Below are 26,380 nucleotides of genomic sequence, written 5' to 3' on the forward strand. Positions count from 1 at the left end.
ACCATTGTTGTCGATCAGATGTCAGACCCGGCCGGCTGGTCCGCACCGAGCCTGCCGATGTCATCGACGCTGTTCGCAAACTCAACCTACGGGAGGCCGCCTGACCGAGCAAACCAGATCCCAAAACAGACGAGAATCGAGAATAGAGTGACTCACGACCACAATCACGACGACGACCAGCACCATCATGCGCAAGACCATTGGCGCGAGAATGGTGTCAAAGTCATTCCCGGCAATTCGCTCGATCCGAATACGGCGCAGACACCTGGCATGAACCGCGCCACCGCCGTCAGCAAGGCGCGCGCCGGAGCGGAGAAGATCTGGGCCGGCACCGTGACGATCCATGCCAATGCCAAGACCGGCGCTCACCATCATGGCGATCTCGAAAGCATCATCTACGTGGTCAAGGGCAAAGCCCGGATGCGGTGGGGAGAGGAGCTTCAGTATACGGCTGAAGCTGGTCCTGGCGATTTCATCTACGTGCCGCCATTCGTTCCCCATCAAGAAATCAACGCCAGTCGGGACGAGACCCTGGAATGCGTCCTCGTCCGCTCGGGCCAGGAACCGGTGGTCGTCAACCTTGATATCGAACCGGTCGAAAAGCCGGAAGAGGTCCGCTGGATTGATCCAATCCACCGCGAGTGATTGATCGGTAACGCGCATGGACGGAATAATGTCGAGGAGTTTCGCTTTGTTCGGTCATCCGCGCGCTTAAGACGCATCTCCAAGCTGACGTCAGTCTGCTCAGTCGAATCCGGCGATTCACTTGCGATCCATGGTGCTTTCGTACCTGATTTTGGTCAGCAACTCTCTGATTCCATCGCAATTTAAGTCCAACGCGTCTCTGCTTGCCTGCGAACAAGAGCTGATGATCGGCAGGAATAGATATTGCTTGGCAGCCTGGGTAGCGCTCAAATCGTTGCTTGACGCGAGGGACCTGAGGAGTAGTTAGGTCCTCATGCAATAGCCCGTCATCGCTGCCAAGCCCCTCACGGCCCCCCTTTTTTCTGAAGAGCCATCTATGCCTGAAAAAACTTCCCATCGCGGGCTCGTTGTGGTCGCGATCATGGCAAGCATGGCGATGATTGCCATCGAAGCAACGATCGTTTCGACGGCGATGCCGCAAATCGCCGCCCAGCTGGGGCAGATCAACCTCTATTCCTGGGTTTTCTCGTCATTCCTGCTGACGCAGACGGCGACAACCGTTGTATTCGGCAAGCTCGCGGATATTTATGGCCGCAAACCGATGATCCTCCTGGGTATCGGATTGTTCCTGTTCGCATCCGTGCTTGCCGGCTTCGCATGGTCGATGCCGTCGATGATTGCTTTTCGGCTGCTCCAGGGTATTGGTGCAGGATCGATTCAGCCCGTCGCCATGACGGTAGTTGCCGATCTTTTTCCCGGAAACCAGCGCGGCAAGGTCCAAGGCTACCTCGCAAGCGTGTGGGCGCTGTCGGCCGTCGTCGGCCCGCTCCTCGGCAGCCTGATCATTCACAATCTCCCATGGGCCTGGGTATTCTGGATCAACGTGCCGGTCGGACTTCTCGCCGCATTGGGGTTCATACTGTTTTTGCACGAGGAGAAGCGGAGCCGAGTGGTCTCTGTCGATGTGCTCGGCGCCGCACTTTTCGCCGTTTCGATTTCCTCACTGATGATTGCTTTGACGGAAATGGAAAGTGCCGTTTCCGGCCAAGCCATCGCTGCCCTCGTCGTCTTTATCGTCACTCTGGCCGCTTTCATCTGGCAGGAGCGTCGTGCCGAGGCGCCCATGGTCGCTCCGGACCTGTGGCTGAAACGGCCGATAGCGTTCGCAAATCTGGCGGTCTTTTTCGCAAGTATGTCGATCATGGGTCTGACGACCTTCCTTCCGATGTACGTGCAGACGGTTCTCAACCGCTCGCCTCTCGTGGCAGGTTTCGCGTTGACCATGTTGCTGCTGGGTTGGCCCTGCGGTGCAACGATCGCATCCCGTCAGTTTGCCCGCTTCGGTTTGCGACCCATCATGATCGCCGGCAGCGTCTGCATTCCGGCGGGCACGTGCCTGCTGGTTCTGCTGACGCCCTCGAGTTCGGCTGTCCTGGCTGGCACTGGGTCATTGGTGATGGGTTTCGGCATGGGATTGCTCAACATCTGTGCCTTGATCCTCACTCAGGAAAGCGTGAACTGGTCTGAGCGCGGCAGTGCTACCGCCTCGAACGTCTTCTCGCGCAACCTCGGTAGCACGCTCGGCGCAGCCGTGCTCGGTGCAGTACTGACATATGGCCTGGCGCACACCGCCAGCGGCCAGGCGATAACGCCGGAGCAACTGCGGGCGCTCTTGAATGGCACGGGTGCCGTCGTCGCTAGTGCAGAAGAGCTCCGGCTCGTCCTTCAGCATGCACTACATTCTACCTTCTTGGTCATGCTGGTGACTGCCTTATTGATCGTTCCAGCCTGCCTGTTTGTTCCGCGACCCTTGGAACGTCGGGAAATGCAGCAAGAGACCTGAGGCAGCGATCTCCGGTCGATCACGATCCGAAAAGACGCCACCTGTGGCGAAGTTTCCGCCATCGCAGGAACGCCCGAATGACGATTGACGACGGGATCTTCTTATGGTCGCCAACAGTCCCGCGCTTCGTGACCGGTGCGTTCGAATCCAGAAGAAAGGCGACCAACTTGCTTGAAGCCTTCGCCTCTAATTCGGGGTTATCATCAGATGAAAGAAGCCCCTGCTCTCCTCCGGCAAAGGTCTGCGTATCGACGACCACGGAACCGCTGAAGACGTAAAAATAGAGGTCCCGGCCTTGCTTTTGCGGGAACTTCACCCGTGCGCCCGAATCCAGCCGCACGTCGAAGAAGTCGATCGCGTTACGGACATAAAATGGCGCCTCCTCCCCTTCCGGACCGACCAGGTGCCGCCAGGAGTTTGCCGCCGTCACCGGGATCGGTCCGTGCTGGATCTTCGGCTCGAGATCGGCCGCCCGAGGGCGAACAAATATCTGCAGCATCCGCAGAGGTGGATCGGATGCCAGCGTCTCTTCGGAATGCCAAAAGCTTACTCCGGCATTCATCACCATGAGATGATCGCGATCGATTACCAGTCGGCCACCGGCCTTGTCGTTGTGACGCATGACGCCTTCGGGCACCCAGGAAATGATTTCGTCGTTCTTATGCTCGTGCATCTCGATCAGGCGACCAGGATCGAGGATGGATTCAACGACCATGGCGAGAGGGCCTTGGCCATGATCGGTCGGCTTCGGATTCAGCCACCCCGGCATGTTGAGGTGCGCGACGAAACCTCCCGTTTCCCGTACCACGAACGTCCGTTCGCCCTTGCGCAGCATCGCATCCTCCATGCCTGTAAGGCAGTGACGGCACAGGTCCACTAGCTATCCACCAAAGGAGGTCGATGTCTACGATCCATGGGGACCTCTGCGAACAGCAAACTTTCGGAGGGTTGGCGCGTTAACATCGCGCATTGCGACGGACAGGGAACGCCGATGACCAAAGAATTTCGATTTGATGTACTTGCCAAAGGCGGGTATGCGGCGCGCGGCGTGGTCTTTCTCCTTGTGGCAGGGCTCGCCCTCTTCTCCGGCATGGAGGGGGGCCGACCAGAAACGAAGTCCGCGCTTTCAACGCTCCTTGGCCAGCCGCTCGGCCGCGTCTGGGTCGGATTGATTGGCCTCGGTCTGCTAGGATTTGTTGCCTGGAGGTTGGCCCAGTCCCTAGCGGATAGCGACGGCCACGGGAGGGACGGAAAGGCTTTGGCGATCCGGGCCGCGCTCCTCGGCAGCGCCATCACCTATCTCGGGCTAGCCGGATACGCACTTGGGAATGCCTTGTTCCTGGGAGGAGGTAGCGAGGGTTCCGGTGAGAAGGGTCTGGCAGGATGGATTATGTCGCAGCCGTTCGGTTCCTACTTTGCGATCGCCGTTGGGGCTGGCTTGGTCATCGGCGGGATCGTGACGGCTGTGAAGGGCATCACCAGGAAGTTCGAGCGCTACGTTCAGATACCTGATAGCAAGCGTATCGTGACATTGGTATGCATCTACGGTCTCGTCGCTCGCGGCGTAGTGTTTGTGGTTACCGGCGTACTTTTCGCATATGCAGGTTTCCGAGTGGATCCGGGACAAGCCGGAAGCATGGGTGATGCCCTGGAATGGCTCCTCCAGCTTCCGTTAGGATCCTTCCTCTACATCGCCGTCGCCTTTGGGTTGGCAGCTTTCGGAATATACAATCTTGTGGAGGCACGGTACCGCGTCATTTCTGGTCTATCGTTGGCGGACGCTAAGCGTTCGATCTCGATTGCGGGCTCCTGATAGTACTTTCCCGGAGGTCGGCTCCCATAACTTTGTCCATAGTTATTCTTCCTTGCCGCAGTCGGAGTGTGTTTCGGCATAGCGTTTGACCCCACCGTATGAATTGGACATTGACCCCGACAGCCCGCTTAAATCTGCAATCGAACAAATGAGATATCCTACTTCCGCCAGGGTCAATGTTCTGGGCCGAAAGGGGTCAAACTTCTGGGAAAATTCACAAGCAAGCATGTGACGAAGAGGAGCATACGGCTGCAGGAATCTAGGAAGATTTCATCGAGATGGAGAGTGGCGGTCGACCCGGCGCGGGCGAGAGAACGTTTTAAGGAGGCCTGTACGGGCGCACCTATGTCGGATGCAAGTGCGCCAAGCTTCACAGCGCTATACCGTTCCGGCGCCCTGCTTATAACTGAGACCTCTTGCCGCGATATGTCTTTGGTGGCGGCAGAGCTTCGTGTGCTTGCGCCAGCGTCTCCAACCAAGCTGCCAGACCCTCTGGAATTTCCTCGTTTCCCGCTTCAAGCGCCTCGATCCATGACAACTCGCATTGAAGCGCGGACGCAATGTTGATCGGCGTCCAACGGATGTGCAGAAGGCATTCGGAAAATCGTTCGGGTGTCATGGTTGCGGACATTTTCTGGCAAGTGATTCCGGTTCGCGCACAGTCGCACAAAGGTTGTCGGAGTCAATCGCGCATCATCTAAGAGCGAAGTTACCTCACGCGGCGCAGATTGCCCTTGTTTCACGCAACCCCTAATCCAAACCGGAACTCAATGCCCCTCACCGGCTTCAGCTCGAAGGCCCGGTTCGGCGGGCCTTCGGTCCATTCGGCGCCGCGGAACGGGAACTCGTGGCTGCCAGCCTTGGCCAACTCTCGAGACGGTACTTTCTGAAGACAAGCTCCTGGGCGGTGGGCATAGGCGAGATTGTGGCAACGTGTCCGGCGGCTCGGCTTCGCGTCCTAGCGAGGGCGCATGCGTCCGCGTCCGAGATGATACGACGTGCGCCTCGCGACATTCCATTCCGCCATAGAGTCGCTGAAAGCCGTTGCTCGGCGAAGTCCACAACGACTGCCGGCGGGTATCATTATATTATCGGCTGCGGCCGACGCTTTGCAGACCCTCGGCAACGTTCTAAAATCCCGGTAAAAGCCCGAGACGATCGAGATCGGCCATCGCCTCATGGGGTTCGCCAGTTGCCGCCGATATCACGGAGACCGGATGCTGACGACACGTCGAATGCTGGTGCAGGCCTCCCTAGCTGTGATGGCCGCAATAAATTTCCCGCCGCTCTTGGCACATTCCCAGGATCAGCGGCCTGTCGCGCGCCGCATCCCTTCGACGGGCGAGGCGATTCCGGCCGTCGGACTTGGGACTTGGATCACCTTCAATGTCGGCGACGATCCGACGCTTAGGGACGAATGCGCGGACGTCATCGCAGCCTTCTTCGAGGCTGGCGGACGCATGATCGACTCTTCGCCCATGTACGGATCATCGCAGCCAGTCATCGGCCATGGCCTGCAAAAGCTCGGGCAACCGGCGGCGCTTTTTTCCGCGGAGAAGGTCTGGACGTCCGCGGGCGCTGACGGTCCAAGCCAGATCGAGCAATCCCGCCGTCTCTGGGATGTGCCGCGCTTCGACCTCATTCAGGTCCACAACCTCCTTGCCTGGGAGGCGCATCTGCAAACCCTGTTCGCAATGAAGGCGGCTGGCTCCGTGCGCTATGTCGGGATTACGACCTCCGAAGGGCGCCGTCATGATCTTGTTGAACAGATCATGCGGCACGAAGCCATCGATTTTGTGCAACTCTCCTATAATATCATCGATCGCGAGGCGGAAGAGCGGATCCTGCCGCTGGCGGCCGAACGTGGAATTGCCGTGATCATCAACCGGCCCTTCCGGCAAGGCGCGCTGACTAGCCGGCTCGACGGCGAACCTATGCCCGAATGGGCGGCCGAACTAGGTGTATCGAGTTGGGCTCAGTTTCTCCTGAAATTCATTCTCTCCCACCCGGCCGTCACCGTCGCGATCCCAGCAACGACCCGTGCCGACCATGTGCGTGAGAACGTCGCGGCGGCGACAGGCCCCTTGCCAGATGCCGCCACTCGCGAGCGCATGGTTGCCCATGTGCAGGATCTTTGATGTCGGAATGGTGGACCTACAGCCTTGAGGATTTTCTGCTCTTTTCGCCACGCGTCTACTGGCGGATGTTCGAGTTGCACAATGCGATCCTATGGCCGCTACAGGTGCTCACACTGGCTTCCGGCTTTGCAATGGTTACCCTTATCGTGCGACAGTCTTCTGCCTCCGGGCGCTTCGTCGCGCTCGTTCTCGCGATCCTTTGGGCCCTCGTCGGATGGTCTTTTCTATGGAACCGTTACGCGACCATAAACTGGACCGCCGCCTACGTCGCACCCGCATTTGCCGTTGAGGCCCTCCTGCTCTTCGTCATCGGCACGCTGCTTAACGGTCTTGTCTTTTGCCGGCGCGGACCCGCCGCCTGGACGGGATATGCGCTTCTCGCCTTCGCGCTCGCCGGGCAGCCGCTGCTTGCGCCGCTGCAGGGACGGGTCTGGACCTCGTCCGAGATCTTTGGCGTCGCGCCCGATCCGACAGCGATCGGAACGTTGGGCTTTCTGCTTCTCGCCCGCAGCAAGTTCTTACCTCTGCTCCTTCCGATCCCCCTCCTCTGGTGCTTCTTGAGCGGCCTAACCCTCTGGAGCATGGGAGCGCCGGAGGCATGGGCATCTTTTGCGGCCGTAGCGCTCACGCTTGCAGCCTGCATCGGAGCGATCATCGACCAGCGACAACCGACCGCGTGATTATTGCGATGCCGCTGCGTGAAGGAAGGCGCTCTCCGGCACCGCCCGCCAGTGGAGAGCGCCTTCTGCAAGCCACTGCCGCGACAGCTATGCGGAGATGTTGGCGTGATCCTCTCGGAGCGCGGATCGTCGATAGTGATATCTCTGCCATCCAGGCCACCCGGTTTGTCCGGGCAACCGCCAGGAGATAGGTAGGCTCACGATCCGTCGAATCGCTCAAGCATCCTTACAAGCTGAACATTCTGCAAATGCAGCTTTTGCGCTAATTGGATTCTCAGTTGCGTGATCTCCTCGTCCAGGCTTGCCACCTCATCGAAGAAAGCCTCTCGAGGGGACGAGGATTGCGCGCTTTGATCACTGTTTGCGATGGTAGCGCTCCCCGAAACCATGTCGGCGCGGGTTCTCTTCGGGCGGCGTTCTGGCCGCTTTGTCCGCGGTTTTCGTGGAGATTTTTTACTTGGCTTGCTTTCCGGCACCAACGCATGCGCATCGGCACCGGGTCGGCTAATCTCATGACGAGTGGGCCTCTGGACCTCTTCCCCATCGTTTGGCGGCGAGATTGCCTGGGGAACATCGAGATCGCTGTCGGGTTCATCTGAAGTCGTCGTTGCCACTAGATCAACAGCAGGATTCTCATTGTGGTCAGGACGAACAGATACTTCCGTTGAGTCTGACGAAAGCGCCGAGGCGTGTCGTACGCCGCTTTCGCTCGCCTCGGTATCAGCATCATTCCCAACCGAACTCTCTCGTGTTTCTGTCGGCCGTCTTCGCGACGCTAATTGAGCAAGGAATTTCCATGGTGTTTTCATAGTGCTTCAACCTCGAGCAATCCGCAGCAGGGCGTTGCCGCAGCTTTAGATCCGGGCTCGCGACTGGGGCCGGCGAGTTTTTCTACCGTCGATCGCCCAATCGCTCCCACCCTAGTCGATCAGACGAGCCCGAGCCGCTTGCGCAGATCGGTATTTTCCGCGCGAAGCTTATCTGCCAGGGTTTTGCGAAGCCTTTTATTCTCTTCTTCAAGCTGAGTAAGATCTGCCATCTCATCGAGAGCTGGTAGCGGCGTCTTGGCTGTTTGCGCGATTTGCTTTGGCGTCCGCTTTCTACCGGTGTCCTTGATGGCGTCCTTGCTCGTGCTCTTGCCAGTGATTTGCGTTTCTTGGGGCGTCAGCTTTGCCTGCCCGGCACGCTTCCTGCGACCACTCGGCAGCTGCGCAGTCTTCCCAAGTGATGCAGCTACCGTTGCTCCGGCAGAGGCCTTCTGGTCCCGTGGTGCGCGCGGCTTTTTAGGCGCCGGCACTTTTGCCGTTGCATCCTTCTCTGCGACTTCGGTAATGGAGCCCGTATTGTTCTCGTCAGCCATCAGTTATCTCCCTCTGTAGGCAAGAGTTCTTTTGAGCTGAGTGAAAGACGGAGTCAACATGAGCGCGCCATGGATAGCTCACGCTGAGACGCGGCGCCAACGCTCGTATAAGAAGATTGGCGAAGCAGCTAACGCTCCCGCGCTCGCCTTGAGCGTATTCGAACCACGGGCAGCGATCTGAATTGAGCTTGAGTAACGCCGCCGATTTATGCGCGTTGCTCTCAAGTAGCTTGATCGAGGTTTCGAATTCAGTGTGCCCGGCTGCCAATAGCATGAGCCAGTTTTGCGTATGCGGCGGGAACGGGGCTTAAACCTCTTTCGACGCAGGAGAGGTGCGGGCTAGCTTGCCCTCTTCCGCCTTGTAGAAATATTGGCTGGCGACCAACCATCCCTTCAGCGGCCGCAAGGGCGGGATACAAGTAGCCAGCATAAAGGGACCGGTGACCAGCAGATGGACCCACAAGGGCGCGCTGTACTGGATCTCGAGCCACACGCCGAGCAGGACACTTGGCACGCAAGCGAAGCAGATGACGAAAAATGCGGGACCATCCGCCGGATCGGCGAAACCGTAGTCGAGGCCGCAGACTTCGCATTCGGGCCTAATTTTCAGAAAGCCGTTGAAAATGTGCCCCTGGCCACAGCGCGGGCATCGTCCTTTGAGCCCGGTTGTCGTCGGCGGAATTGGTGGCCACTCCGTTTGCATGACGAACGATCCTTATACAGTGCATGCACGTATGCATGTATTGACTGAATTCATTGACTGCATTCAAAATAAGTACATTTCTCCAATTGGTGCGATATGGCATATTGCCGCGGTGCTCTCACTTCGGATCAATTGACATGCGGAACAACCTAGAAGAAGGACGCCGCGAGTTCAGGCGAGCCTTCGAGTGCGTGCCCCATGAATTCAAGACTACCCCGCAGCTTTTCGCGGTCGATAGGGCCACCAAGGCAGACGCGCACCGCTTCCAGCGCCTGACCTTCGACCGTAAATGCATCGCTGGCAACGACGCCAATGCCCGAGGCGCGCATGTGGCTACCGAAGGTCGACCGCGTCCAGCCGTTCGTCAGCGGCAGCCAGATGTTGAAGCTGATGGGATCGCCACGATAGCTACCGGGCGGAAGGATGGCTGCGACCAGTTCCTGGCGTGCCGCTGCCTCCTTGCGGATGAATCGAAGGATGGCATCGGCGGTGCCATCCTCGATCCACCGCGTGGCAAGCGCCATGTTGAGCGGCGACGCCATGACATTGTTGGCACGCATGGCACTGACGAAGGGCCAGATCGCCTTGGTATCCGGTGCAACGACATAGGCCAGCCGGAGCCCGGCGCCGATGCATTTCGCCAAGCCGCCGATATGCCAGGTGAGGTCCGGCGCCATTGCTGCAAACGGCGGCGGCGCATGCAGCGGAATGAAGCCATAGGCGTCATCCTCGATGATCGGGACGTGATATTTGCGCGCCACCGCGCAAATCTCTTCGCGCCGCCGCTCTGGGATAGTCAGGGTAAGCGGATTCTGCAGGGTCGGGTTGAGATAGAGCCCCTTGGGTTTCATTCTCTCGCAGGCTTCGGCAAAGGCGTCGGGCAAAATGCCGTCAGCGTCCATCGGCAAACCCGAAAGATTGAGACGCAGTTGCGCCGCAATCGAGCGGATGCCGGGATAGGTGATGCATTCCGACAGGATGGTTTCAGAGGGCTTTGCCAGCAGGCCGCAAATCGCCAGCAGCGCCGGGTGAGCGCCGGGCGTCACGAAAATACGCTCCTGCGAAGGGACAAGGCCGCGACGGCTGAGCCAGGCGGCTGCAGCCTCCTTGTCCATGCCCGAGCCGCCAAATCCCTGATAGCGCAGAAGCGGGATAAGGCTGGAAGTCACCGCCGAGATGCACTCGCGCATCCGCGTGATCAATTCCGGATCGGTTGGCTCCGGCGGCATATTCATCGAAAGGTCGATTGCAGACGTACGGCGCGGATCCGGGGCGGTGTCGGACCCAAAGCCCCGGCGCTCCTTGTCGGCCCCGCCAGTGACGAACGTGCCGCGGCCAACGTGCGAATCCACCAGGCCGCGCTTCTGCGCCTCGGCATAACCACGCGCGACGGTGGTGAAATCGATATGCAGATGTTTCGCCAACTCGCGCTGCGGCGGCAGACGATCACCGATGGCCAGATGACCGCTGCGCAAATCCCTCTCGATAAGGTCGGCGATGGCCATGTAGCGGGGGCTGTTGCTGCGGCTGAGGTCGGGTCGCCAGTCTTTCATCGGAATATCGCCATGTCCTTCTTCATCGACATTGACTGTATATTGTTGCAACTTCCCTCTGTCACGAAGAATGTCTCAAACTCCGATGCGAATGTCGGCCAGTTCAGCCCACTCAAGCGATTGGCAGCCGAGACGCAGAGCCACCCGCCGCCACGGCTTGCAAAAATTGGCCGCTTGCTGAGCGCGGCCACGATCGGCGCCGGCCACATCTGACCTTGCCAGTTCAAAACACTTATAAGGAAGAGAAAAGCCGCCCAGAGGAGCGGCTTTCAGGTGCGCGATGATAGCGGTCAGGCGTGGCGGGCCTCGCGTGAAATCGCTCCATCGAGATTGGCGATCTGATGCTCTATCACGTGATAATGAAACGGGGATATCATGCCGTCGCTCAGAGCCATCTGGATGGCTTGCCTGTGGATCGCGGCTTCTTCCGAACGGAGATCACGAACTTCAGCGGCGCTGAGCAGCCTTCGGCCCCTGTCAGCCGCGATACGGCCGTCGGCGGCACGGATCTCAGCAAGTATGGTGTGCAATCGGCTGTCGGGGATGAACATCGGCATTGGATCCACCAGCGGGTCATCGTCGCCGGGCTCGGTCCGAACCCAATGATCGCGACGATCATGCTCGCCGGCGCGCACACCGTGCGAATTACGGGAAGCATGGGACGCAGCGAAGGCGGTTGCTAGTGGGACAGATATAAGGATGGCGGTGAGCGCCGTCTTGACGATCAAAGAGCGCATTTTGCATCTCCCGAATTTGGAGGACGATTGTCTTTTCATCCTCCCGTCTGCAGTGTCGTCCAGTTCCGTCGTGTCGCGGTGGTCACTCATCGCCGGCGGTTCTCGACCTGCAGCGAGACAGGATAGAACCTTGTCAGCGAGACCTGTAATTAACAAAAGATAATTTTTGCCGCTTCTGGACGTTCCGCAATCCAGCCTACCTTTGCGTCATGGCGGTGGAATAGTGGCGGAGAGTGGCGAAGGCTCTGCCCGCCATGACAGAAATGACCAAGAAGTGCCCCCCTGACACGGACTCGTCGCGCACAGTGCCCGACCTCGACCGGCACTCGCGCCAGTATTTCGATGTCCATCAGATCTGGACTCATGCCGACTATGGTGTCGCAACGGCTTCAAAGCGCGAGCTCGCCGAGGCGAGCCGACAGCACAAGGAGCTAAAGTTTCGGGCGCCCGATCATCGATACGACCGGCCATGCCTGCAACCTATCGGCTGGTGCCGAGCGCCGACGTGCACAAGCGGCTGGAGGCGGACTACGAGCGCATGTCTGCCATGATTTTGAAACTCCGCCCACGTCCGACGAGGTGTTTTCGAGCATTCAAGAGCTGGAGAAACGCCTGAATGACGGCTCCGCCGCGAAGGCATGGTTGACGAGTGTGTTTCGGCATAGACGTTCGCCGTCTGCATTGAACATTGACCCCAACAGCCCGCTAAATTCAGCAATCGAAGAAATGAGATACCCTGCCTCCGCAAGGGTCAATATTCTGCGCCGAAAGGGGTCAAACTTCCGAGCATTTTTCTCATGCGAGGCATACAATTGGGGAAAAGTATCGAGTGCAGTGGCGGTGGATCCATTTGGTCAGCCATGTTCTCTCGGCCATTTCCGCAGGGATCACGAATCTGGGGAACTCGTAGAGCAACGGACTCATGGTTAAGTGCATCGCCTCATTTCCTCGCCGATCCATGATCGGAAATGCTTCACCTGGATCTTAGTGGCACTAGAGGAGGCAGTCAGCACCCTGTAGCAGTAGGACGACGGAACGAACAGATCGGCAGCCATAACAAGTCTGCCCGCCAAAATGTCGTCAGACGCGATCGCTGCAGATACCAGTGCCACCCCGTCACCCGAAACCGCCGCCTGGACGAGCAACCCAGCATGGCTAAAGGCTCGGGTGAAAGACAATGTCTTCCCAAGCATGCCCCGCGCTTCCAGCAATAGCATCCAAGGGTGCGTTGAACCTTCATAGATTATTGGAAGGCCATCTATGTCATCGATCAAGAGGTCCGGGCGCCCTGTCCTTTCAAGAAGGCTTGGGCTCGCGACCATCACGAAGCGATCCGGGAACGTCAGGTCGTCTGCCGCGTGCGGTTCATACCTGGCATGTCGTACCACGACGTCACATTTGCCCGAGTTCAACGGTACCGGTTCATCTGTCGCCTCCAGCCTAAAGTCGACCTCTGGATAGGCGAGGTTGAAGCGCGGAAGTCTTGGGATGAGCCATTTCATTGCGAATGAATGAGTCGTCGAAACCCGTAGCACCCGGTCGCCGCCGCCATCAGCAAGGTCGTTTATTTTCTGGTCGAGTAGCAGAACTGCCTTGGCAACAGTCTCGGCAAGTTCTTTGCCCTTATCGGTAATCGTCACGCCGCGCGGGTGCCGCTCGAACAGGGGGAAGCCCAGCGTTTGTTCAAGAGTCTTGATCTGCTGGCTCACGGCAGCCGGCGTCTTATGAAGTTCAAGCGACGCAAGCTTGAAGCTCTGCCAGCGCGCGGCGCATTCGAAGTCAATAAGTCCCGCCAGGCTGCGCATTTGTCAGTCCATAAAGACATAGAAATTCTTATTCATTGGCTTAGTATTTGTCGGTTGCGCAGTCAACAGATGCATGGGAATCAAGGATTAATTCAGGAGCTACAACCACCATGCAAAAAAATGCCTTAGTCATTGGCGGAACCCGTTTTTTCGGCCGGCTGTTGGTAAGGCGGCTTCTCGAAGCTGGCCTCAACGTAACCGTGGCGACCCGGGGGATCACCTCGGACGACTTCGGGTCTACCGTTAGCCGCGTCACGGTGGACCGGCGCGACGAAGATGCCATGGACCGTGCTTTCGCTGGAAGAGGAGACTATGACGTCATCTTCGACCAGATGTGCTACAGTCCGCTCGACGCTCGGATATCGGAATCTGTCTTCGCCGGGAGAGTGGGCCGTTACATCATGGCGTCGACCATCGAGGTCTATGCGCAATTGCTCTGGGCCAAAAAAGCGCCGTTCGACGAAGATCTCATCGATCTAAGCAACGAGCGCACAAATCCCGATTTTCCCTGGCGCGACGAGACATACTCCGAAAGCCTCTACGGGGAGGCCAAACGCGCTGCTGAGGTTTGGTTTCATCAGTCTGGCATATTGCCGGTGGTCAGCGTTCGGATCGGGCATATTCTGTCTGGGCCGGACGATTTCACCGGCCGGCTTCGAAGCTATGTTGATCGGGTATCCAGCGGCCGGCCGCTCTTCTATTCGATCAACAAGGGCAAGAGTTCGTTTTTCAATCCCGCCGGAATTGCCGACTTTCTTTACTGGGCTGGGCAGCAGACCTTTACTGGTGCGATCAATGCATGCGCGAACGGCACGTTGACGGCTCTGGAGATACATCAAGCCGTCGCATCAGTCATGGGAAGAGAGGCTCAATCGGAGTCCATGACCGGGATTAGCCGCGCCGCAGTACTCAGTCCATATGACTTCCCGGCCGATTACGCGATGTCGAGCGCGAGGGCTATTTCTCTCGGCTACAAAGCGCCAGATGTTTCCCAGTGGTTGCCCGGTGTTATTGCCGCACAGCTCGAGCACGGACGGTAGGCCCAGCATGTTCGCAATGGAAACGATCGCTTCGTTCGTGCTTGCCTCTAGCCTCGTAATCCTCGTGCCAGGCCCAGCAACCTTCTATGTGATGGGACAGGCCGGACGGGGCATTGCCGCCGCCGCCGGAGGCATTGCGGGAATTGTCGTTGGCGACATAGTCCTTATTACATGTGCAGGCCTAGGTTTTGCGGCCCTCGTCGCCCAATGGCCTTTTCTAATTGATGCAATCAAGGTCCTTGGATCAGCTTATGTAGCCTACATCGGAATAGGGCTGATCAGGCAGGCGTTGAGTTCCCAGGGCAGCATGGACAAACGCGGTCAAGTTGTTCCGCCTCGGCACCAATTTGCCAAGGGAATTGCGCTGACGCTTTCCAATCCCAAACCGATTATATTTTTCGCAGGCTTCTTTCCCGCATTTCTACCGCTCGGCCACCAGCCAACCTTACTGGGATTCTATGCGTTGGGCGCGATTTTTCAGATAGTTAATTTATGCTACTTTGCTGCGTTGACGCTCTTGGTCCGGCTCTTCAGCCGGAGCCTCTCAAGGGCCGTTTTCCAGGGAGCGACCCTCAATCTGCTGAGCGGCATCGCCTTGCTAATTTGCAGTGGCATCCTCCTCGCTACCCTTCTGTGAGCTGAAGCAAGTTGGACGAAGTGAGAGATCCGATGCGCCGAATGCGATCACAGCCTAGTGGAACACCGCGAGACTTGCGTAATTGCATTTCAGCGAGGCTGTATGTGCAGATGAACGCTTCGAACCTGTCGCCTGGGAGGGTGGGGCGCTTCGACGCTATCTCGACGTCTCCGGCCCGAGGCGCGACATAAAGTTCGGCCGCGCATATCGCGGCCGATCATCGTTAGTATCCCGTCATTTCCAAATAGCCATGCCCCCCAGCACTTCCGTTGAATGAAATTGGACCTTCCCAATAGGGCGTGGTAGTCGCCATCCATGCATGGTCGTTCAAAGGGCTAGTCGTGACGTCGAAGCCGCGCTCGGGGATCCGGACGCGCCATGCAACCGGGACATCCCGGTCGCCGACGCGTGCTGTTCGCAAAGGGGTTATCTGCAGAGATCCAGGCGGCAGAGGGGTAGGCTTGCCATCCGACGAAATCCAGTTCGCCGACGTGTAGCCGCCGCGGCCGTCGCGGAGCCGAAACGCCATGACCTTTTCGCCGGAATCCAGGTGGAGCGAAAACCACTCCCATCCGGTCTGATCCTTAGCGAGGGGCTGCGAAGACCATTCCCGATCAAGCCATGCCTTGCCGCTGACCCGGACGGTCTTGCCGGCAATGTCGAGAGAACCCGACACCTCATAGAATGGCTGCGAGTAGTAGTAGCTCGCCTGCCTTTCGGCCGACTTCACCGAATAGCCTTGGTCTCCCTGCAGCACGAGAGGACCGCTGGCCCAGAGTTCGAGCGTGTAGGCGAAATCTTTTCCGGTTGCGTGCAGGCTAACCTTGTCTAGCTGGTCGGCGCCCGGTTTGGGCAGGCCTTTCATTTCCCAATCATCGATCCAGGCAGAAAAGGGTACGGCCACGACACCTGCTTGGCCGACCCCTCCGCGGGCGAGTTTTTCAGCCAAGAGATGCCGATCTTTCGCGGTGATCGCGGCATGGCCCATCCAGACTTGAGGATCGGACCAGCCGCCCTCGGTCTTCGGCGCCAGGGCGGCGCGGAAAAGCGTCCATTGTACGCCGTACTGCGTCCCGTCCTCACTCTCAAGGTTTGCAGTAATGTACCACCATTCGATGCGGAATTCAGGATGGGGGCCGTGATCTGCCGGAAAGCGGAGTTGTATGCCGGGGCGTGGAACAGCGAAGCCCTCGGCGGTCGAGCCCAGTCCGGCAAACCCTTGCGAAATAGCGGCGGCAGGAACGGAGATTGCCGTGGCTACGAAAACAAAGGCGGCCAGAAGACCTCTAGCGTTCATTGGCAAATACCCTCAGCAAATCCGATGGCGCGACCGTCGCCAGCCGTCGGAGTGGAATAAAGACAGACAGGATCGCCGCAGCCAGCGCCACCAACCCTAGGACGAGCCAGTCCATCGGAAAAATCCGCAACGGCAGCCGCCAGCCGAAAGCCTCGACATTGACAATCGACAGCAGCACCCAGGCAAGCGCAAGGCCGACGGGGACCGCGGCAACGAAGGTCGCGAGCCACAACGCCAGAGTGCGCAGCACTTCGAGCAAGGCAAGATCGCGCCGCCTGATCCCCATCGCCCAGACAGGTGCAAGCTGCGGCAGCCGAATGCCCGACAAGGTCAGCAGGCTGGAGAACATCGCAAAACCTGCAACGCCGAGGGTGAAGAGATTGAGCATGCCAGTCACGGCAAACGTCTGGTCGAAGACCGCCTGAGATTGCCGCTTTAGGGAAGCCTGGTCGATGATGTTTTCAGAAGGCAGACCGAATTCGGTCGTCAGGCGTTCCTTCAGCGCCGGGGCGTCGACCGGCGGAACACGCACGCCATACCTCAGCTTTGGAACGTCAGTGTAATGTGCCGCCAGGGCTTCGACGCCGACGATGACCTGTCCTTTTGGATTGCCGTAGTCGGAATAGACCCCGACGACCGGGAGTTTCCATTCGCCGGGTAAGACCAGACTATCGCCAATTGCGAGCCCCTTGCGACGCCAGAGCTGCTCGTTGATGAGCGCCCCTTGCCCTGCGGCGACCTGGTCCCAGACATTGATCGTGCCCGACAGGAGCGGCCAGTTGTTGCGATAGGTCGGATCGCCTGCTGCCGCGCCGAAGATCTGCAGCCTGTCTCCAAGCACCTCACCCTCGACGCTCCAGATGGGAAGAACCGACGTCGAATGGTCCAGCAGCCATGTCCGCAAGCGCATCGCTTCGTTCTCCTCTCGCGCCGTGACGTAAAGCTCGGCCGCCAGCCGTTGGTCGAGCCAGCCGATGAAAGTCAGGCGGAAGCTGGAGACCATCGTGCCGACACCGACATTGGCGGCGAGCGCCAAAAGCAGCGCCATCAGGGCCAGGCTAAGCCCAGGCAGCTGTTGCCGCGTATCGGCCCAGAACCACGTGACGAGCACGCGTGACGAGTTTCTCTGCATGATAGCAAGAAACGCCGACAGCATGCCCGGCAGCATCAGGGACGCTCCGAGCAAGAGGCAAGCCAGGACCGCGAAGCCCGCGATCAGCCCGTGTCCGACACTCGCCAAAGTGGCCGATGTGATCAGCAGAGCCAACCCGCCCAAAAGCTGCAATCGGATACCGATTGCCGTCGCACGGGCCCAGGCACGAGGCTGCGCTGCAGCCAGCAACGGCATGCGCCGGACCCGCCAGAGGCTTTGGGCCGACGACACGATCGTTCCGCCGATCGCTATTCCCAGCCCTGTTGCCCACCATTCCGGCCGGATGGTCAGCGCACCCGGGACGCTCGCCCCATACAGCCCCTTAAGGGTTGCCGCTACACCGGGGAGCAACAGGGAGGCCACGAAATATCCGATCACGACGCCGATAAGCCCGGAAAGGAAGGCCAGCGTCAGAAGCTCCGTCATCAGCAGGAGGTTTAGCGACGACATGGAAAGCCCGAGAGAGCGCAAGGTCCGAAAGGTCGCTCTGCGCTGCTCGAACGCCAGGCCGATCGTCGCGTAGACGATGAACAGACCGACGGCAAACGCGAGGAAACCGAATGCCGTGAGGTTGAGGTGGAAGCTGTCGGTGAGCTGGGCGACATCCGGCCGGTCGCCCGGTGGCTTGACTGCGACCTCGGGTGCGAGAGTGTCAAGCGAAGGCAGATTCGGTCGCTGTTCCGGCGCAACGACGAGACGACTCAACTCACCGTGTCTTTCGAGAACCTGCTCGGCGACGGCGATATCGGTGAACGCGGCTCCGTCCGGCAGGTCCGGCGACACCTCGACCTGCATCTGCGTTTGCCCCTCGAGCTTCAGGGCGGTCGCCTTGGAAACCACGAGGGTACCCGGATCCACCATGGAGGCAGCCAGGTCATTCCATTCCCCGGTTTTAAAGCCCCGCGCCTGCGCTGGCATCGTCAACGGATCACTGCCGATAAGCCGCACACGGACATTTCCGAAGCGATGGTCGCCTTCGATAATGGGCGAGACATTCCAGCCTGCCCTTCTCAATTTGGAATACGTGCTTAGGGGAACGGAATGGCCGTTACTCGGTACGAGTTGCGTCAGTTCATTCTGGTCGAGCACGGAGGCTGCCCGGGCATAACTCGCCCGTGCCTCTGCGTTGATCGCCTGGACACCCGACCAAAGCGCGGTTGCCAATGAAAGACCGAGGATAAGCGTAACAAGCTGAAGAGGCCGACGCCGCCAATGCGAAACGAGAGCCGTTGCGGCGGTCCAGAGCATCAGGCGATCCTTCCGCCACTGAGATGAACGCTGCGGTCGAGCACCTGTGCCAGCCTCGAAGAATGCGTCACCATCAACAGCGCAGCACCTGCACTCTTCGTCAGCGACAGCATGATGCCGAGCACCGCGTCCCCGGTCGCTTCGTCGAGATTGCCGGTCGGTTCGTCGGCGAGAACCAGGGGCGGCCGCGCGGCAAGCGTTCTGCCGATCGCCACCCTCTGCTGCTGGCCGCTGGAAAGCTGCTCGGGGTATCGGGCGAGAAGTGCCTCGATGCCAAGATTTTCTACGAGCTGCCGCTCCCAGGTAGGATTGTGCCGGCCAGCAAGCTTTGCATGAAAGGAAATGTTGGCCGCGACATCGAGCGACGGAATCAGGTTGAACTGCTGAAACACCAACCCGACCGCCGAACGTCGATACTGGGCCCTTTCCCGATCATCCAGAGCGGCAATATCTCGGCCCGCTGAAAGGATCTGTCCGACATCGGGATAGTCAAGCCCGCCGACAAGGTGAAGCAGGGTGCTCTTTCCGCTTCCGGACTCCCCGGTCAACGCGACGCTTTCGCCAGCATTGAGATCGAAATCGATGCCTTTCAGGATCTCAAGAGGTCCTTCTGCGGTCACATAGGATTTTCTGACATTGCGGAGTGAGAGCAGCATCTGAGTTCGGGATCGATGAAGATGTCAGAGTATTTAGGCATAACCGTCGGCTTTGTAACCGTTCTTGCATGGCGATTTTGGGAAGGCAGCATCAATACTCCGCGCCGGCGCATACATCCCCATTTCCGCACACCGCGAAAGAGGTTGACGATCGACATGCGAAGTGAAGTGTCTACCATTAAGACCGGCCCATCGGCGACGATCAGCTTCGGTTCGGAATGAGGGCTCGCGCGACGGAGACAGCGTCGTAGCGGCCGACAGCGTGCGCGGAAGCGCTCGCAAGATCGCGAGCTTATGCTACCACGGCCCATCGCGAGCGGCACGCGCCAGCCGCTTCAGGTCGTCCGGGTTCACCGATCACCTCTTCGGACCATAAGATCAAGCGTCGCGAACGAAACCTGACGGTTTCTGACGATGGCAGGCAACCACACCGTCCGACGGACCGCGCTAATCTGGAGCGAGACCAGAGCAAGCGTCGTGCCGAACACCATGCCGAACGGGCCAGGTATCGGCGTCAGGGCCGGGATTGCCAGAAACAGGACCGTGAAAGCGATGCCGGCCGGCCCCATGGATTCCAAAACCTCGCCGATGGAGAGGCCGCCTTTCGCCCTGGCGAGTTCCAGCATCTTCCTCAGTTGCGCGGAGGCCACTCCGCGCGACTGTTTGTGCCCGTCTTGTTCGAACATCTTACTCAAGCCATTTCAAACCCGAACCGCGCATTACGCATCCTCGCCGGCACCCCCCAAAACGCGAAGGAGGGCTGCGCATTGCGGGTCTTGGTTATCGAGAAGCTCCGCCGGCGATGTACGGCCGATCGCAATGTTGACGACAGTAGCCGCCGCCCAGCCGTAGTCGCCGGCGGCACGATCGATCAGCTGCGGGCCTTGAGACGCGAGGCAGGATTGGGACTGACGAACGATCTCCACGGGAAGCTTCGCGCGCTCGGCTTGTTCCACTATCTGAGCCTGCAGCGGATCGACCACGAGAACGGCAAAAATCCAGCCGATGAAATCCGAGAACATATCTATTTCCTTCCGGTTCGGTAGCTAACGGTGTTCCTATGAGCAGCGCCGATCATGCAAGCTGCTGCTGATCCCGCGTCTTGAGGAGGCTCCAGACCACCCCGGCGACGATGATGGCGAAGGTGATGCCGAGCGACACCGCGGCCGGGAACGTTTCAAGAGCGAGAAGATCGGCGACGAAGATCTTCGAGCCGATGAAGATCAGGACGACGGCAAGCGCAGGCTTCAGATAACGGAAGCGATGGATCATCGCCGCGAGGGCGAAATAGAGGGTTCGGAGTCCGAGGATCGCGAATACATTCGCGGCGTTCCCAGCCACTCGACAAGCAAAAACGAGAGATCCAAAGATAACCCCCAATCGGCACTGGTTGTCGGAAAACGGTCCGACATCGCAAGAGTGCCGAGGCTCTCGCCAGAGGGGCCCGGACCAACGGGTTAGCCCGCAGATGGGGATTCACTTTTCTGCCGTCAAGGGCAGCCTGAACTCGCCTCCTCCATCGGAATGCGACGGCGAGCCGATCCGAAAATCTCTGAGCGCCGAGGATACCTTCGTCCAGGATATTGACGAATTCGACGTTGCAACGGCGGAGCTGAAGCCGCTTACCGAAGGTCTGAGGCACCTGCGAGGCGCAGAGATCAGCGGCAAGACGGTGACCGTGAAAATCAAGTATTCGGATTTTACCGGGCGACACGCAGTCGAACAGGCGCGGGTGGCCTTCGCAAACATGACAGATATTTTTGACGCAGCGTCACGACCGCTGACAACTTCGTCTATCCGTTCAAGTGATCCTTGCGTTTGTTGGTTGCAACCTCCTAAGTAACGATAAAACGAAACAGATACAGAACAGCCGAAACTCGACCACGGCCTGTTAGCAGGAACGGAGTTTTCTGTTGTGGCCAATTCAAAATCTGATTTACTGACACTTCGCTGTTTGGCTTTGAGGGGGATATGGCCGATGGTGTGGACCCGCAGGGATGTGTTACTTGGTGGTTTGGCTTTACTTGGCACCGGCGCGGTGCAAAAACCGGCATTCGCCCAGGCGTCTTCCTATTTTGCCGGAACCGCCGTCGACAATGGCGTGACGTTCCGAAAGACCAACTTCGCCAAGATCGATAAGCGGTGGCACCGCCAGGTTGTCAAATATTTCAGCAGCGAGCCGATCGGCACCGTTGTTGTCGATACAAGGCACCATTTTCTCTATGTGATCATGGAGAACAAGACAGCCATCCGCTACGGCGTCGGCGTCGGCCGCGAGGGCTTCAAATGGTTTGGCCGCGCCACGATTGATCGTAAGTCGCTTTGGCCGCGCTGGACACCGCCGCCGGAGATGCGCAAGCGCCATCCCGAACTGCCCGAATTCGTGGCGGGAGGATCACCGAAGAATCCACTTGGCCCCCGCGCCATGTACCTGCTTCGCGACGGCGTCGACACCGGTTATCGCTTCCACGGGACGCTGGAGCCGGCGAGCATCGGCAAGGATGCCTCCAGCGGCTGTATTCGCATGTTCAACGAAGACGCCATCGATCTTTACCAGCGTTGCCCCGTCGGCACCGCTGTGCAGGTTCTGCCGCATATTGCCGACCAGGCTGAAAATGCCGCTCAGGTTGGCGAAATAGCCCCGGTCCAATGAGGAATATCATCCAGATGTCTGCTACCATCGGATACACGAGGAGCGTTGTTGCCGCGGCCATGCTCTTGATGCTCGCCGCCTGCACCACCACCGATATCGCCTCCATGGAAGAACCTGCCGCGGCGCCGATGACCGGTCAGACCAACGATCCCGCGCCAGGTTTCGAGAACATCACGGCTGGCAGCGAAGAGGATTTTATCCTCAATGCCGGTCGACGGATCTACTTCACGCAGGACTCCGCCACGCTCGATTCCGTCGCCATGGCGACGTTGGATAACCAAGCCACTTGGCTCAACAAGAACCCGAATTGGCTGGTCAAATTGCAGGGTTTTGCCGACGATTCCGGTTCCGCGTCCAAAATGGTGGCGCTGTCGCAGAAGCGCGCCGATGCGGCAATGGCCTATCTCGCCTCGAAGGGCGTGGACGCCAGACGCATGTGGGCCAAGGGTTACGGCAAGGACCGCGAAGTCCGCGATTGCGCGGAGCGCTCGTGCAAGGTGCAGAACCGGCGCGTTGTCTCCAATCTGCGCACCCAGCGCGATGATGAAGGAGCTTGACAACGGACCGGGCCTTTTGGCTTCTCACCTGCTCCGTGGCGTGATCGCAAAAGAACGACCGGCCGTGGCCAGCAAGTCGAAATACCGTTCTGGATGGGCGGGTCGTCCCGGCGGACCGGATATCCTTTGAAACGAAGCCAATCCGAGGTCGTTTTCGAACCAACAGCGCGAATATGCTGCGAGACCGTCGCCTGTGGTCGTCATGCATTCCAAAGTGTGTTCGCGCCTGCGGCGCCGAACAATTCAAAAGGCTGACTGTTTTCAGATTGCCGCCAGAACACGATTTGAGACGGTCAATTATCCACCGCCCGCGGGTCCTGGCGGAGCGACCACGCCGTAAACTGCAGACATGGGCAGCTTTAGCCCGCCGGGGTAGTATTTGGATCGACAGTTCAATCAGGAGAGCGGCAACGGGGTCGCCGGGAATTCTTCTCGAAACTCGTGCGAACCATCAGCGGTCGACCATAATGGTCGATAGCTACCGCGAGTTCAGGTTCGAGCCCGCCTGCGATGCCTGTCGCGCGGGCTTTCATGCAATCCATCAAGCCACTCCTGCACCTCTGCCTCAGCCCGCTCGAGAGCGCTGTAGTTCAGGAGTTTGCGCAGGAAAGCGACCGCAACGGCGCGGGCGCGGAGATTGAAGCGGCCGTCCTCGTGGTCGTCGCCGGCGGTCTGGTAGACGTCCAGCTTGTCGTAGAGCTGCTGCAAGCGGTTCTGCACGCTGCGCAACGAGAGGCCCCGACGCTTGGCGATGGCCCGGTCCGTGAGGCCCAGCGCGATGTCGACGAGGATCTCGTATTCGGAATCGGTGAAGCCGTTCGTCTGGCCGAGGCTCTTCTGCTGCAGGCCCCGCACCTCGCGGTCGATGACGCACTGGCTCTCGATGAAGATCGAGCGTAGCGCAAGCTTCAGCCGCTCGTCGGAGGCGGATTTGAGCACATAGCCATAGGCGGCGCCGTCCGGCACGATGCGGGAGACGCCGCGCACATAGGCCTCGTCCGAGTAATTCGACCAGAACAGGATGCGGGTCTCCGGCCGCTCCTTCCAGATCGTGCGCGCCGCCTCGATGCCGTTGCGGCTCGCCATCTGCAAGTCCATGACGATATGTGCCGACTTGTGGTCGCGGGCGAGTTTCTCGCCGACGGTTCCGTTTTCCGCCTCGATCACCGTGTCGCATTCCGGCAGGGCCGCGTTGACCGCCTCGTGCAGATAGGACCGGTGCAGCGGGTCGTCCTCGACGATCAGAACCTTCATCGTGCCCTTCTCCTCAGTTTGACCCGCTCGCCGGGTCGTGCGGCACGAGCGGCAGCACGACGCGCACCACAGTCCCGCGATTGTTGTGGCCAGGCCCGGTCGTGAAGCGCGCCGAGATGAGCCGCGCACGGGTCTTCATGTTGTCGATGCCTCCGCCGATCCGTCCCCGCGTCTTGGCGAGCCCGCTCCCGTCGTCGGAGATTTCGATCGACAGCCGGTCGTCGTCGGCCTCGAGCCGAACCATGACGGCCAGCGGGGCGGCATGGCGCACCGCATTGTTGATCGCCTCCTGCGCGATACGGAACAGCGCGACGCTGACAGTCGGTTCCAGTCGCTCCAGTGCGCCGTGCGTCTCGTCGACGAGGCCCCATTCGATGCCCGATCCCGTGTCGCGGGTCGATCGGTCCAGATGATGCTCGATCGCTTGGGCGAGGCCGAAGAGCTGGAGCACGGAGGGTTTTGCCTGCTCGATGATTTGCCGCAGATCCTGCATGCAATGCTGGAGGGAACGGGAGATGGGCTCCAGCGCCTCGGGCGCCACCTCGGCGTTGCGCGACAGCCGATCGATCCGGCGGGCGAGCCGCGTCAGGTCGGCGAGCGTCTGGTCGTGCAGGTCCATGCCGATCCGCTGGCGTTCCTGCTCCAGTGCTTCGGTCAGCTTCAGCGCGCCTTGTCGCAACCCCTCCTCGCGGGCGCGGGCTTCCGCCTCCACGATGGCCGAGCGCTGCGCCTGCTCGGCCGCCTGCAGCGCGAAGAAATAGGGCGTCAGCAGGTCGGCGATGATGCGGGCGCGTTCGATATCCTCCATCGTATAGACATCTGCCTTTTGCGACGAACAGGAGAGCGCCGCGATGATCGTGCCCTGCACCTTCATCGGTACATGCAAGCGGCTCCTCAGCGACTGTTCGACGATCGGCCGCTTGAACGCGCCCTCGAAATGGAAACGCGGGTCCGTCATGGCGTCGTCCGCCAGGAGAAAGTCCACCTCGCCCCAGAGCAGCGAGCGGATGGGGCTGTTGACCACCGGCGCGCCGGCAAGGTCGCCCCAGGCAGTCTCGATGCCCGTCTCGTAGGCCGTGTGGTAGTTGCCGCCCTCAAGGAGCACACAGACATCGAGATGATCGTGCGGGATGATATGGGCGACCTCGGCCGCGACTGAACGGATGGCCGAGCGGAAGTCGAGCTGGCCCGCGAGCAGCCGGGAAATGCCGAGATAGTGGTCGAACATGGCTGCGGGTGCGAGATGCAGCATTGTCATTTCCTCCCCGAGACGGCAGCAGGCTCCTCAACCCGCCGCGATCGCTTCGCAGTAAGCGCCCGCGGAAGCGCCGCCGTCTTGCGGAAACCCGCAGCTTGTTGCGCAAAACCCGCAAACGACTTGCCGCCTTGCCCCTATACAGGCCGGTCGATCTCCCGCATCCTGCCCTTACTGAGAGGAGGATGCTCAGTGCAAGAACAATTTTCACTCGAACCCATTTTGGGCAGGCAGGAGTGAAGCGATCCGCTGACCGGCGCGATCATGAGGGAGAGAGACATGACAATCCGTAAGATGCTTCTGGCATCGGCCGCTATAGCTTGCGCCGCGATGCCCGTTTCCGCCTTTGCCGAGACTTCGGCAAAGAAGATCGCCCTGTCCAACAACTATGCCGGCAACTCGTGGCGCCAAGCCATGCTGACGAGTTGGGGAAAGGTGACGGGCGAGGCCGTGAAGACTGGCGTCGTTGCCGCAGCCGACGCTTTCACCACCGCCGAGAACCAGGCGACGGAACAGGCCGCGCAGATCCAGAACATGATCCTGCAGGGCTATGACGCGATCGTGCTGAACGCCGCCTCGCCGACGGCGCTAAACGGCGCGGTCAAGGAAGCCTGCGACGCCGGCATCACCGTCGTTTCCTTCGACGGCATCGTCACCGAACCCTGTGCCTGGCGCATCGCCGTCGACTTCAAGGAAATGGGCCGCAGCCAGGTGGAGTACTTGTCTAAGAAGCTCCCAGACGGCGGAAACTTGCTCGAGATCCGCGGCCTTGCCGGTGTCTTCGTCGACGACGAGATTTCGGCGGGCATCCACGAGGGCGCCAAGCAGTTTCCGCAGTTCAAGGTAGTCGGCTCCGTTCACGGAGACTGGGCGCAGGACGTGGCGCAGAAGGCTGTTGCCGGCATCCTGCCAAGCCTGCCCGACATCGTCGGCGTGGTGACGCAGGGCGGCGACGGCTATGGCGCGGCCCAGGCGATTGCCGCGACCGACCGGAAGATGCCGATCATTGTTATGGGCAACCGCGAAGACGAACTGAAGTGGTGGAAGGAGCAGAAGGACGCGAAGGGCTACGAGACCATGTCCGTATCCATTGCGCCGGGCGTCTCCACGCTTGCCTTCTGGGTCGCCCAGCAGATCCTCGACGGCAAGGAGGTCAAGAAGGACCTCGTCGTGCCCTTCCTGCGCATCGACCAGGACAATCTCGAAACGAACCTCGCCAATACCCAGGCCGGCGGCGTCGCCAACGTCGAATACACGCAGGAAGATGCAGTCAAGGTCATCGAGTCGGCAAAGTAAATCTCCCGGCGACTGCCGCGCGGCCGCAAATGGCCGCGTGGCATTCTTTGCGAGCAG

General features: G+C 59.6%; 27 protein-coding genes and 3 pseudogenes. 12 read left to right on the forward strand and 18 right to left on the reverse strand.

All coding sequences use genetic code 11. The features are described from left to right. Positions 1-147: 147 nt before the first annotated feature. On the forward strand, positions 148-645 hold the full coding sequence (locus ISN39_RS29980) for a cupin domain-containing protein (RefSeq protein ID WP_022714004.1): 498 nt from the start codon (positions 148-150) through the stop codon (positions 643-645). Between the two features lie 376 nt (positions 646-1,021). After that, positions 1,022-2,488: an MDR family MFS transporter gene (locus ISN39_RS29985; protein ID WP_194731564.1), complete on the forward strand. Its 1,467-nt coding sequence runs from the start codon at positions 1,022-1,024 to the stop codon at positions 2,486-2,488. A gap of 19 nt (positions 2,489-2,507) precedes the next feature. On the opposite strand, the gene ISN39_RS29990 is transcribed toward ISN39_RS29985, so the two are convergent. Beyond that, positions 2,508-3,323 carry a pirin family protein gene (locus ISN39_RS29990; protein ID WP_194731565.1) on the reverse strand — a complete coding sequence of 272 codons (816 nt, stop codon included), beginning with the start codon at positions 3,321-3,323 and terminating at the stop codon, positions 2,508-2,510. A 156-nt stretch (positions 3,324-3,479) separates the two neighbouring features. Between ISN39_RS29990 and ISN39_RS29995 the strand changes: the two genes are divergently transcribed. Next, the gene (locus ISN39_RS29995) at positions 3,480-4,301 is read left to right on the forward strand and encodes a DUF1206 domain-containing protein (protein ID WP_194731566.1); all 822 of its coding nucleotides are present in this window, start codon (positions 3,480-3,482) and stop codon (positions 4,299-4,301) included. A gap of 400 nt (positions 4,302-4,701) precedes the next feature. On the opposite strand, the gene ISN39_RS36925 is transcribed toward ISN39_RS29995, so the two are convergent. Together ISN39_RS36925 and ISN39_RS30000 are read right to left on the reverse strand one after the other, a co-directional pair. Further along, the gene (locus ISN39_RS36925; protein WP_074073006.1) at positions 4,702-4,920 is read right to left on the reverse strand and encodes a hypothetical protein; all 219 of its coding nucleotides are present in this window, start codon (positions 4,918-4,920) and stop codon (positions 4,702-4,704) included. 123 nt (positions 4,921-5,043) lie between these two features. Next, a pseudogene (locus tag ISN39_RS30000) lies at positions 5,044-5,127 on the reverse strand (transcriptional regulator); the annotation flags it as partial. A gap of 391 nt (positions 5,128-5,518) precedes the next feature. On the opposite strand from ISN39_RS30000, the gene ISN39_RS30005 reads away from it, so the two are divergent. Both ISN39_RS30005 and ISN39_RS30010 read left to right on the forward strand, forming a co-directional pair. Next, a complete protein-coding gene (locus ISN39_RS30005) occupies positions 5,519-6,439 on the forward strand; it encodes an aldo/keto reductase (protein WP_194731567.1) in 921 nt (306 codons plus the stop codon). After that, positions 6,439-7,119, forward strand: coding sequence for a DUF6064 family protein (locus ISN39_RS30010; protein WP_194731568.1), 681 nt, complete (start codon positions 6,439-6,441; stop codon positions 7,117-7,119). Before ISN39_RS30005 ends, ISN39_RS30010 begins: the two co-directional genes overlap by 1 nt. A gap of 197 nt (positions 7,120-7,316) precedes the next feature. Here the strand turns inward: ISN39_RS30010 and ISN39_RS30015 are convergent, their stop codons facing one another. From ISN39_RS30015 to ISN39_RS30030, 4 genes are all read right to left on the reverse strand, one after another. Next, positions 7,317-7,928 carry a hypothetical protein gene (locus ISN39_RS30015; RefSeq protein ID WP_194731569.1) on the reverse strand — a complete coding sequence of 204 codons (612 nt, stop codon included), beginning with the start codon at positions 7,926-7,928 and terminating at the stop codon, positions 7,317-7,319. 119 nt (positions 7,929-8,047) lie between these two features. Then, entirely contained in the window at positions 8,048-8,479 is a 432-nt protein-coding gene (locus tag ISN39_RS30020; RefSeq protein WP_194731570.1) for a SyrB-like regulator, read from the reverse strand. Positions 8,480-8,786: 307 nt separating this feature from the next. Beyond that, complete coding sequence (locus ISN39_RS30025; RefSeq protein ID WP_194731571.1) at positions 8,787-9,182, reverse strand: DUF983 domain-containing protein; 396 nt, start codon at positions 9,180-9,182, stop codon at positions 8,787-8,789. A gap of 149 nt (positions 9,183-9,331) precedes the next feature. Next, positions 9,332-10,735: a PLP-dependent aminotransferase family protein gene (locus ISN39_RS30030; RefSeq protein ID WP_194731572.1), complete on the reverse strand. Its 1,404-nt coding sequence runs from the start codon at positions 10,733-10,735 to the stop codon at positions 9,332-9,334. A gap of 12 nt (positions 10,736-10,747) precedes the next feature. Here ISN39_RS30030 and ISN39_RS30035 point away from each other — a divergent pair, with 12 nt between their 5' ends. Next, on the forward strand, positions 10,748-10,948 hold the full coding sequence (locus ISN39_RS30035; protein WP_194731573.1) for a hypothetical protein: 201 nt from the start codon (positions 10,748-10,750) through the stop codon (positions 10,946-10,948). Between the two features lie 77 nt (positions 10,949-11,025). On the opposite strand, the gene ISN39_RS30040 is transcribed toward ISN39_RS30035, so the two are convergent. Both ISN39_RS30040 and ISN39_RS30045 read right to left on the reverse strand, forming a co-directional pair. Continuing rightward, positions 11,026-11,562 (reverse strand): hypothetical protein, encoded by a 537-nt coding sequence (locus ISN39_RS30040; protein ID WP_194731574.1) that lies wholly within the window; start codon positions 11,560-11,562, stop codon positions 11,026-11,028. 836 nt (positions 11,563-12,398) lie between these two features. Then, the gene (locus tag ISN39_RS30045) at positions 12,399-13,277 is read right to left on the reverse strand and encodes a LysR substrate-binding domain-containing protein (RefSeq protein WP_194731575.1); all 879 of its coding nucleotides are present in this window, start codon (positions 13,275-13,277) and stop codon (positions 12,399-12,401) included. A gap of 110 nt (positions 13,278-13,387) precedes the next feature. Here ISN39_RS30045 and ISN39_RS30050 point away from each other — a divergent pair, with 110 nt between their 5' ends. Further along, entirely contained in the window at positions 13,388-14,317 is a 930-nt protein-coding gene (locus ISN39_RS30050) for an NAD-dependent epimerase/dehydratase family protein (protein ID WP_194731576.1), read from the forward strand. Between the two features lie 16 nt (positions 14,318-14,333). Continuing rightward, positions 14,334-14,954 (forward strand): LysE family translocator, encoded by a 621-nt coding sequence (locus tag ISN39_RS30055; RefSeq protein WP_194731577.1) that lies wholly within the window; start codon positions 14,334-14,336, stop codon positions 14,952-14,954. A gap of 223 nt (positions 14,955-15,177) precedes the next feature. Here ISN39_RS30055 and ISN39_RS30060 read toward each other — a convergent pair whose 3' ends face one another. From ISN39_RS30060 to ISN39_RS30085, 7 genes and pseudogenes are all read right to left on the reverse strand, one after another. Continuing rightward, a complete protein-coding gene (locus ISN39_RS30060; protein ID WP_194731578.1) occupies positions 15,178-16,251 on the reverse strand; it encodes a lipocalin-like domain-containing protein in 1,074 nt (357 codons plus the stop codon). Further along, positions 16,241-18,652, reverse strand: a complete 2,412-nt coding sequence (locus ISN39_RS30065; RefSeq protein ID WP_194731579.1) for an ABC transporter permease — start codon at positions 18,650-18,652, stop codon at positions 16,241-16,243. Before ISN39_RS30065 ends, ISN39_RS30060 begins: the two co-directional genes overlap by 11 nt. Continuing rightward, the gene (locus ISN39_RS30070; protein WP_194731580.1) at positions 18,652-19,308 is read right to left on the reverse strand and encodes an ABC transporter ATP-binding protein; all 657 of its coding nucleotides are present in this window, start codon (positions 19,306-19,308) and stop codon (positions 18,652-18,654) included. Before ISN39_RS30070 ends, ISN39_RS30065 begins: the two co-directional genes overlap by 1 nt. Positions 19,309-19,433: 125 nt before the next feature. Further along, a pseudogene (locus ISN39_RS36935) lies at positions 19,434-19,549 on the reverse strand (ABC transporter ATP-binding protein); the annotation flags it as partial. Between the two features lie 109 nt (positions 19,550-19,658). Continuing rightward, positions 19,659-19,994, reverse strand: coding sequence for an exopolysaccharide biosynthesis protein (locus ISN39_RS30075; RefSeq protein WP_246763470.1), 336 nt, complete (start codon positions 19,992-19,994; stop codon positions 19,659-19,661). A gap of 33 nt (positions 19,995-20,027) precedes the next feature. Next, on the reverse strand, positions 20,028-20,330 hold the full coding sequence (locus tag ISN39_RS30080) for a hypothetical protein (RefSeq protein ID WP_194731581.1): 303 nt from the start codon (positions 20,328-20,330) through the stop codon (positions 20,028-20,030). 52 nt (positions 20,331-20,382) lie between these two features. Further along, a pseudogene (locus ISN39_RS30085) lies at positions 20,383-20,631 on the reverse strand (TerC family protein); the annotation flags it as partial. A 145-nt stretch (positions 20,632-20,776) separates the two neighbouring features. Here ISN39_RS30085 and ISN39_RS30090 point away from each other — a divergent pair. The 3 genes from ISN39_RS30090 (at position 20,777) to ISN39_RS30100 (ending at position 22,518) form a co-directional block, all read left to right on the forward strand. Further along, positions 20,777-21,151 (forward strand): hypothetical protein, encoded by a 375-nt coding sequence (locus ISN39_RS30090; protein ID WP_246763471.1) that lies wholly within the window; start codon positions 20,777-20,779, stop codon positions 21,149-21,151. Positions 21,152-21,286: 135 nt separating this feature from the next. Then, on the forward strand, positions 21,287-21,961 hold the full coding sequence (locus ISN39_RS30095; RefSeq protein ID WP_194731582.1) for a L,D-transpeptidase: 675 nt from the start codon (positions 21,287-21,289) through the stop codon (positions 21,959-21,961). Between the two features lie 14 nt (positions 21,962-21,975). Further along, positions 21,976-22,518 carry an OmpA family protein gene (locus ISN39_RS30100; protein ID WP_194731583.1) on the forward strand — a complete coding sequence of 181 codons (543 nt, stop codon included), beginning with the start codon at positions 21,976-21,978 and terminating at the stop codon, positions 22,516-22,518. 489 nt (positions 22,519-23,007) lie between these two features. Here the strand turns inward: ISN39_RS30100 and ISN39_RS30105 are convergent, their stop codons facing one another. Continuing rightward, a complete protein-coding gene (locus ISN39_RS30105; RefSeq protein ID WP_092584618.1) occupies positions 23,008-23,772 on the reverse strand; it encodes a response regulator transcription factor in 765 nt (254 codons plus the stop codon). Between the two features lie 13 nt (positions 23,773-23,785). Further along, positions 23,786-25,024: a sensor histidine kinase gene (locus ISN39_RS30110; protein WP_194731584.1), complete on the reverse strand. Its 1,239-nt coding sequence runs from the start codon at positions 25,022-25,024 to the stop codon at positions 23,786-23,788. A gap of 282 nt (positions 25,025-25,306) precedes the next feature. Between ISN39_RS30110 and ISN39_RS30115 the strand changes: the two genes are divergently transcribed. Next, positions 25,307-26,323: an ABC transporter substrate-binding protein gene (locus ISN39_RS30115; protein ID WP_092584620.1), complete on the forward strand. Its 1,017-nt coding sequence runs from the start codon at positions 25,307-25,309 to the stop codon at positions 26,321-26,323. The last annotated feature ends 57 nt before the right edge of the window (positions 26,324-26,380 follow it).

The organism is Rhizobium sp. 007 (assembly GCF_015353075.1).
Lineage (GTDB): Bacteria > Pseudomonadota > Alphaproteobacteria > Rhizobiales > Rhizobiaceae > Rhizobium.

Excerpts from the sequence above, each read along its gene's own strand:
- ISN39_RS29985 (WP_194731564.1), top strand. The coding sequence starts at position 1,022 with ATGCCTGAAAAAACTTCCCATCGCGGGCTCGTTGTGGTCGCGATCATG.
- ISN39_RS29990 (WP_194731565.1), bottom strand. The coding sequence starts at position 3,323 with ATGCTGCGCAAGGGCGAACGGACGTTCGTGGTACGGGAAACGGGAGGT.
- ISN39_RS29995 (WP_194731566.1), top strand. The coding sequence starts at position 3,480 with ATGACCAAAGAATTTCGATTTGATGTACTTGCCAAAGGCGGGTATGCG.
- ISN39_RS36925 (WP_074073006.1), bottom strand. The coding sequence starts at position 4,920 with ATGACACCCGAACGATTTTCCGAATGCCTTCTGCACATCCGTTGGACG.
- ISN39_RS30005 (WP_194731567.1), top strand. The coding sequence starts at position 5,519 with ATGCTGACGACACGTCGAATGCTGGTGCAGGCCTCCCTAGCTGTGATG.
- ISN39_RS30010 (WP_194731568.1), top strand. The coding sequence starts at position 6,439 with ATGTCGGAATGGTGGACCTACAGCCTTGAGGATTTTCTGCTCTTTTCG.
- ISN39_RS30015 (WP_194731569.1), bottom strand. The coding sequence starts at position 7,928 with ATGAAAACACCATGGAAATTCCTTGCTCAATTAGCGTCGCGAAGACGG.
- ISN39_RS30020 (WP_194731570.1), bottom strand. The coding sequence starts at position 8,479 with ATGGCTGACGAGAACAATACGGGCTCCATTACCGAAGTCGCAGAGAAG.
- ISN39_RS30025 (WP_194731571.1), bottom strand. The coding sequence starts at position 9,182 with ATGCAAACGGAGTGGCCACCAATTCCGCCGACGACAACCGGGCTCAAA.
- ISN39_RS30030 (WP_194731572.1), bottom strand. The coding sequence starts at position 10,735 with ATGAAAGACTGGCGACCCGACCTCAGCCGCAGCAACAGCCCCCGCTAC.
- ISN39_RS30035 (WP_194731573.1), top strand. The coding sequence starts at position 10,748 with ATGTCCTTCTTCATCGACATTGACTGTATATTGTTGCAACTTCCCTCT.
- ISN39_RS30040 (WP_194731574.1), bottom strand. The coding sequence starts at position 11,562 with ATGAGTGACCACCGCGACACGACGGAACTGGACGACACTGCAGACGGG.
- ISN39_RS30045 (WP_194731575.1), bottom strand. The coding sequence starts at position 13,277 with ATGCGCAGCCTGGCGGGACTTATTGACTTCGAATGCGCCGCGCGCTGG.
- ISN39_RS30050 (WP_194731576.1), top strand. The coding sequence starts at position 13,388 with ATGCAAAAAAATGCCTTAGTCATTGGCGGAACCCGTTTTTTCGGCCGG.
- ISN39_RS30055 (WP_194731577.1), top strand. The coding sequence starts at position 14,334 with ATGGAAACGATCGCTTCGTTCGTGCTTGCCTCTAGCCTCGTAATCCTC.
- ISN39_RS30060 (WP_194731578.1), bottom strand. The coding sequence starts at position 16,251 with ATGAACGCTAGAGGTCTTCTGGCCGCCTTTGTTTTCGTAGCCACGGCA.
- ISN39_RS30065 (WP_194731579.1), bottom strand. The coding sequence starts at position 18,652 with ATGCTCTGGACCGCCGCAACGGCTCTCGTTTCGCATTGGCGGCGTCGG.
- ISN39_RS30070 (WP_194731580.1), bottom strand. The coding sequence starts at position 19,308 with ATGCTGCTCTCACTCCGCAATGTCAGAAAATCCTATGTGACCGCAGAA.
- ISN39_RS30075 (WP_246763470.1), bottom strand. The coding sequence starts at position 19,994 with ATGTTCGAACAAGACGGGCACAAACAGTCGCGCGGAGTGGCCTCCGCG.
- ISN39_RS30080 (WP_194731581.1), bottom strand. The coding sequence starts at position 20,330 with ATGTTCTCGGATTTCATCGGCTGGATTTTTGCCGTTCTCGTGGTCGAT.
- ISN39_RS30090 (WP_246763471.1), top strand. The coding sequence starts at position 20,777 with ATGGGGATTCACTTTTCTGCCGTCAAGGGCAGCCTGAACTCGCCTCCT.
- ISN39_RS30095 (WP_194731582.1), top strand. The coding sequence starts at position 21,287 with ATGGTGTGGACCCGCAGGGATGTGTTACTTGGTGGTTTGGCTTTACTT.
- ISN39_RS30100 (WP_194731583.1), top strand. The coding sequence starts at position 21,976 with ATGTCTGCTACCATCGGATACACGAGGAGCGTTGTTGCCGCGGCCATG.
- ISN39_RS30105 (WP_092584618.1), bottom strand. The coding sequence starts at position 23,772 with ATGAAGGTTCTGATCGTCGAGGACGACCCGCTGCACCGGTCCTATCTG.
- ISN39_RS30110 (WP_194731584.1), bottom strand. The coding sequence starts at position 25,024 with ATGCTGCATCTCGCACCCGCAGCCATGTTCGACCACTATCTCGGCATT.
- ISN39_RS30115 (WP_092584620.1), top strand. The coding sequence starts at position 25,307 with ATGACAATCCGTAAGATGCTTCTGGCATCGGCCGCTATAGCTTGCGCC.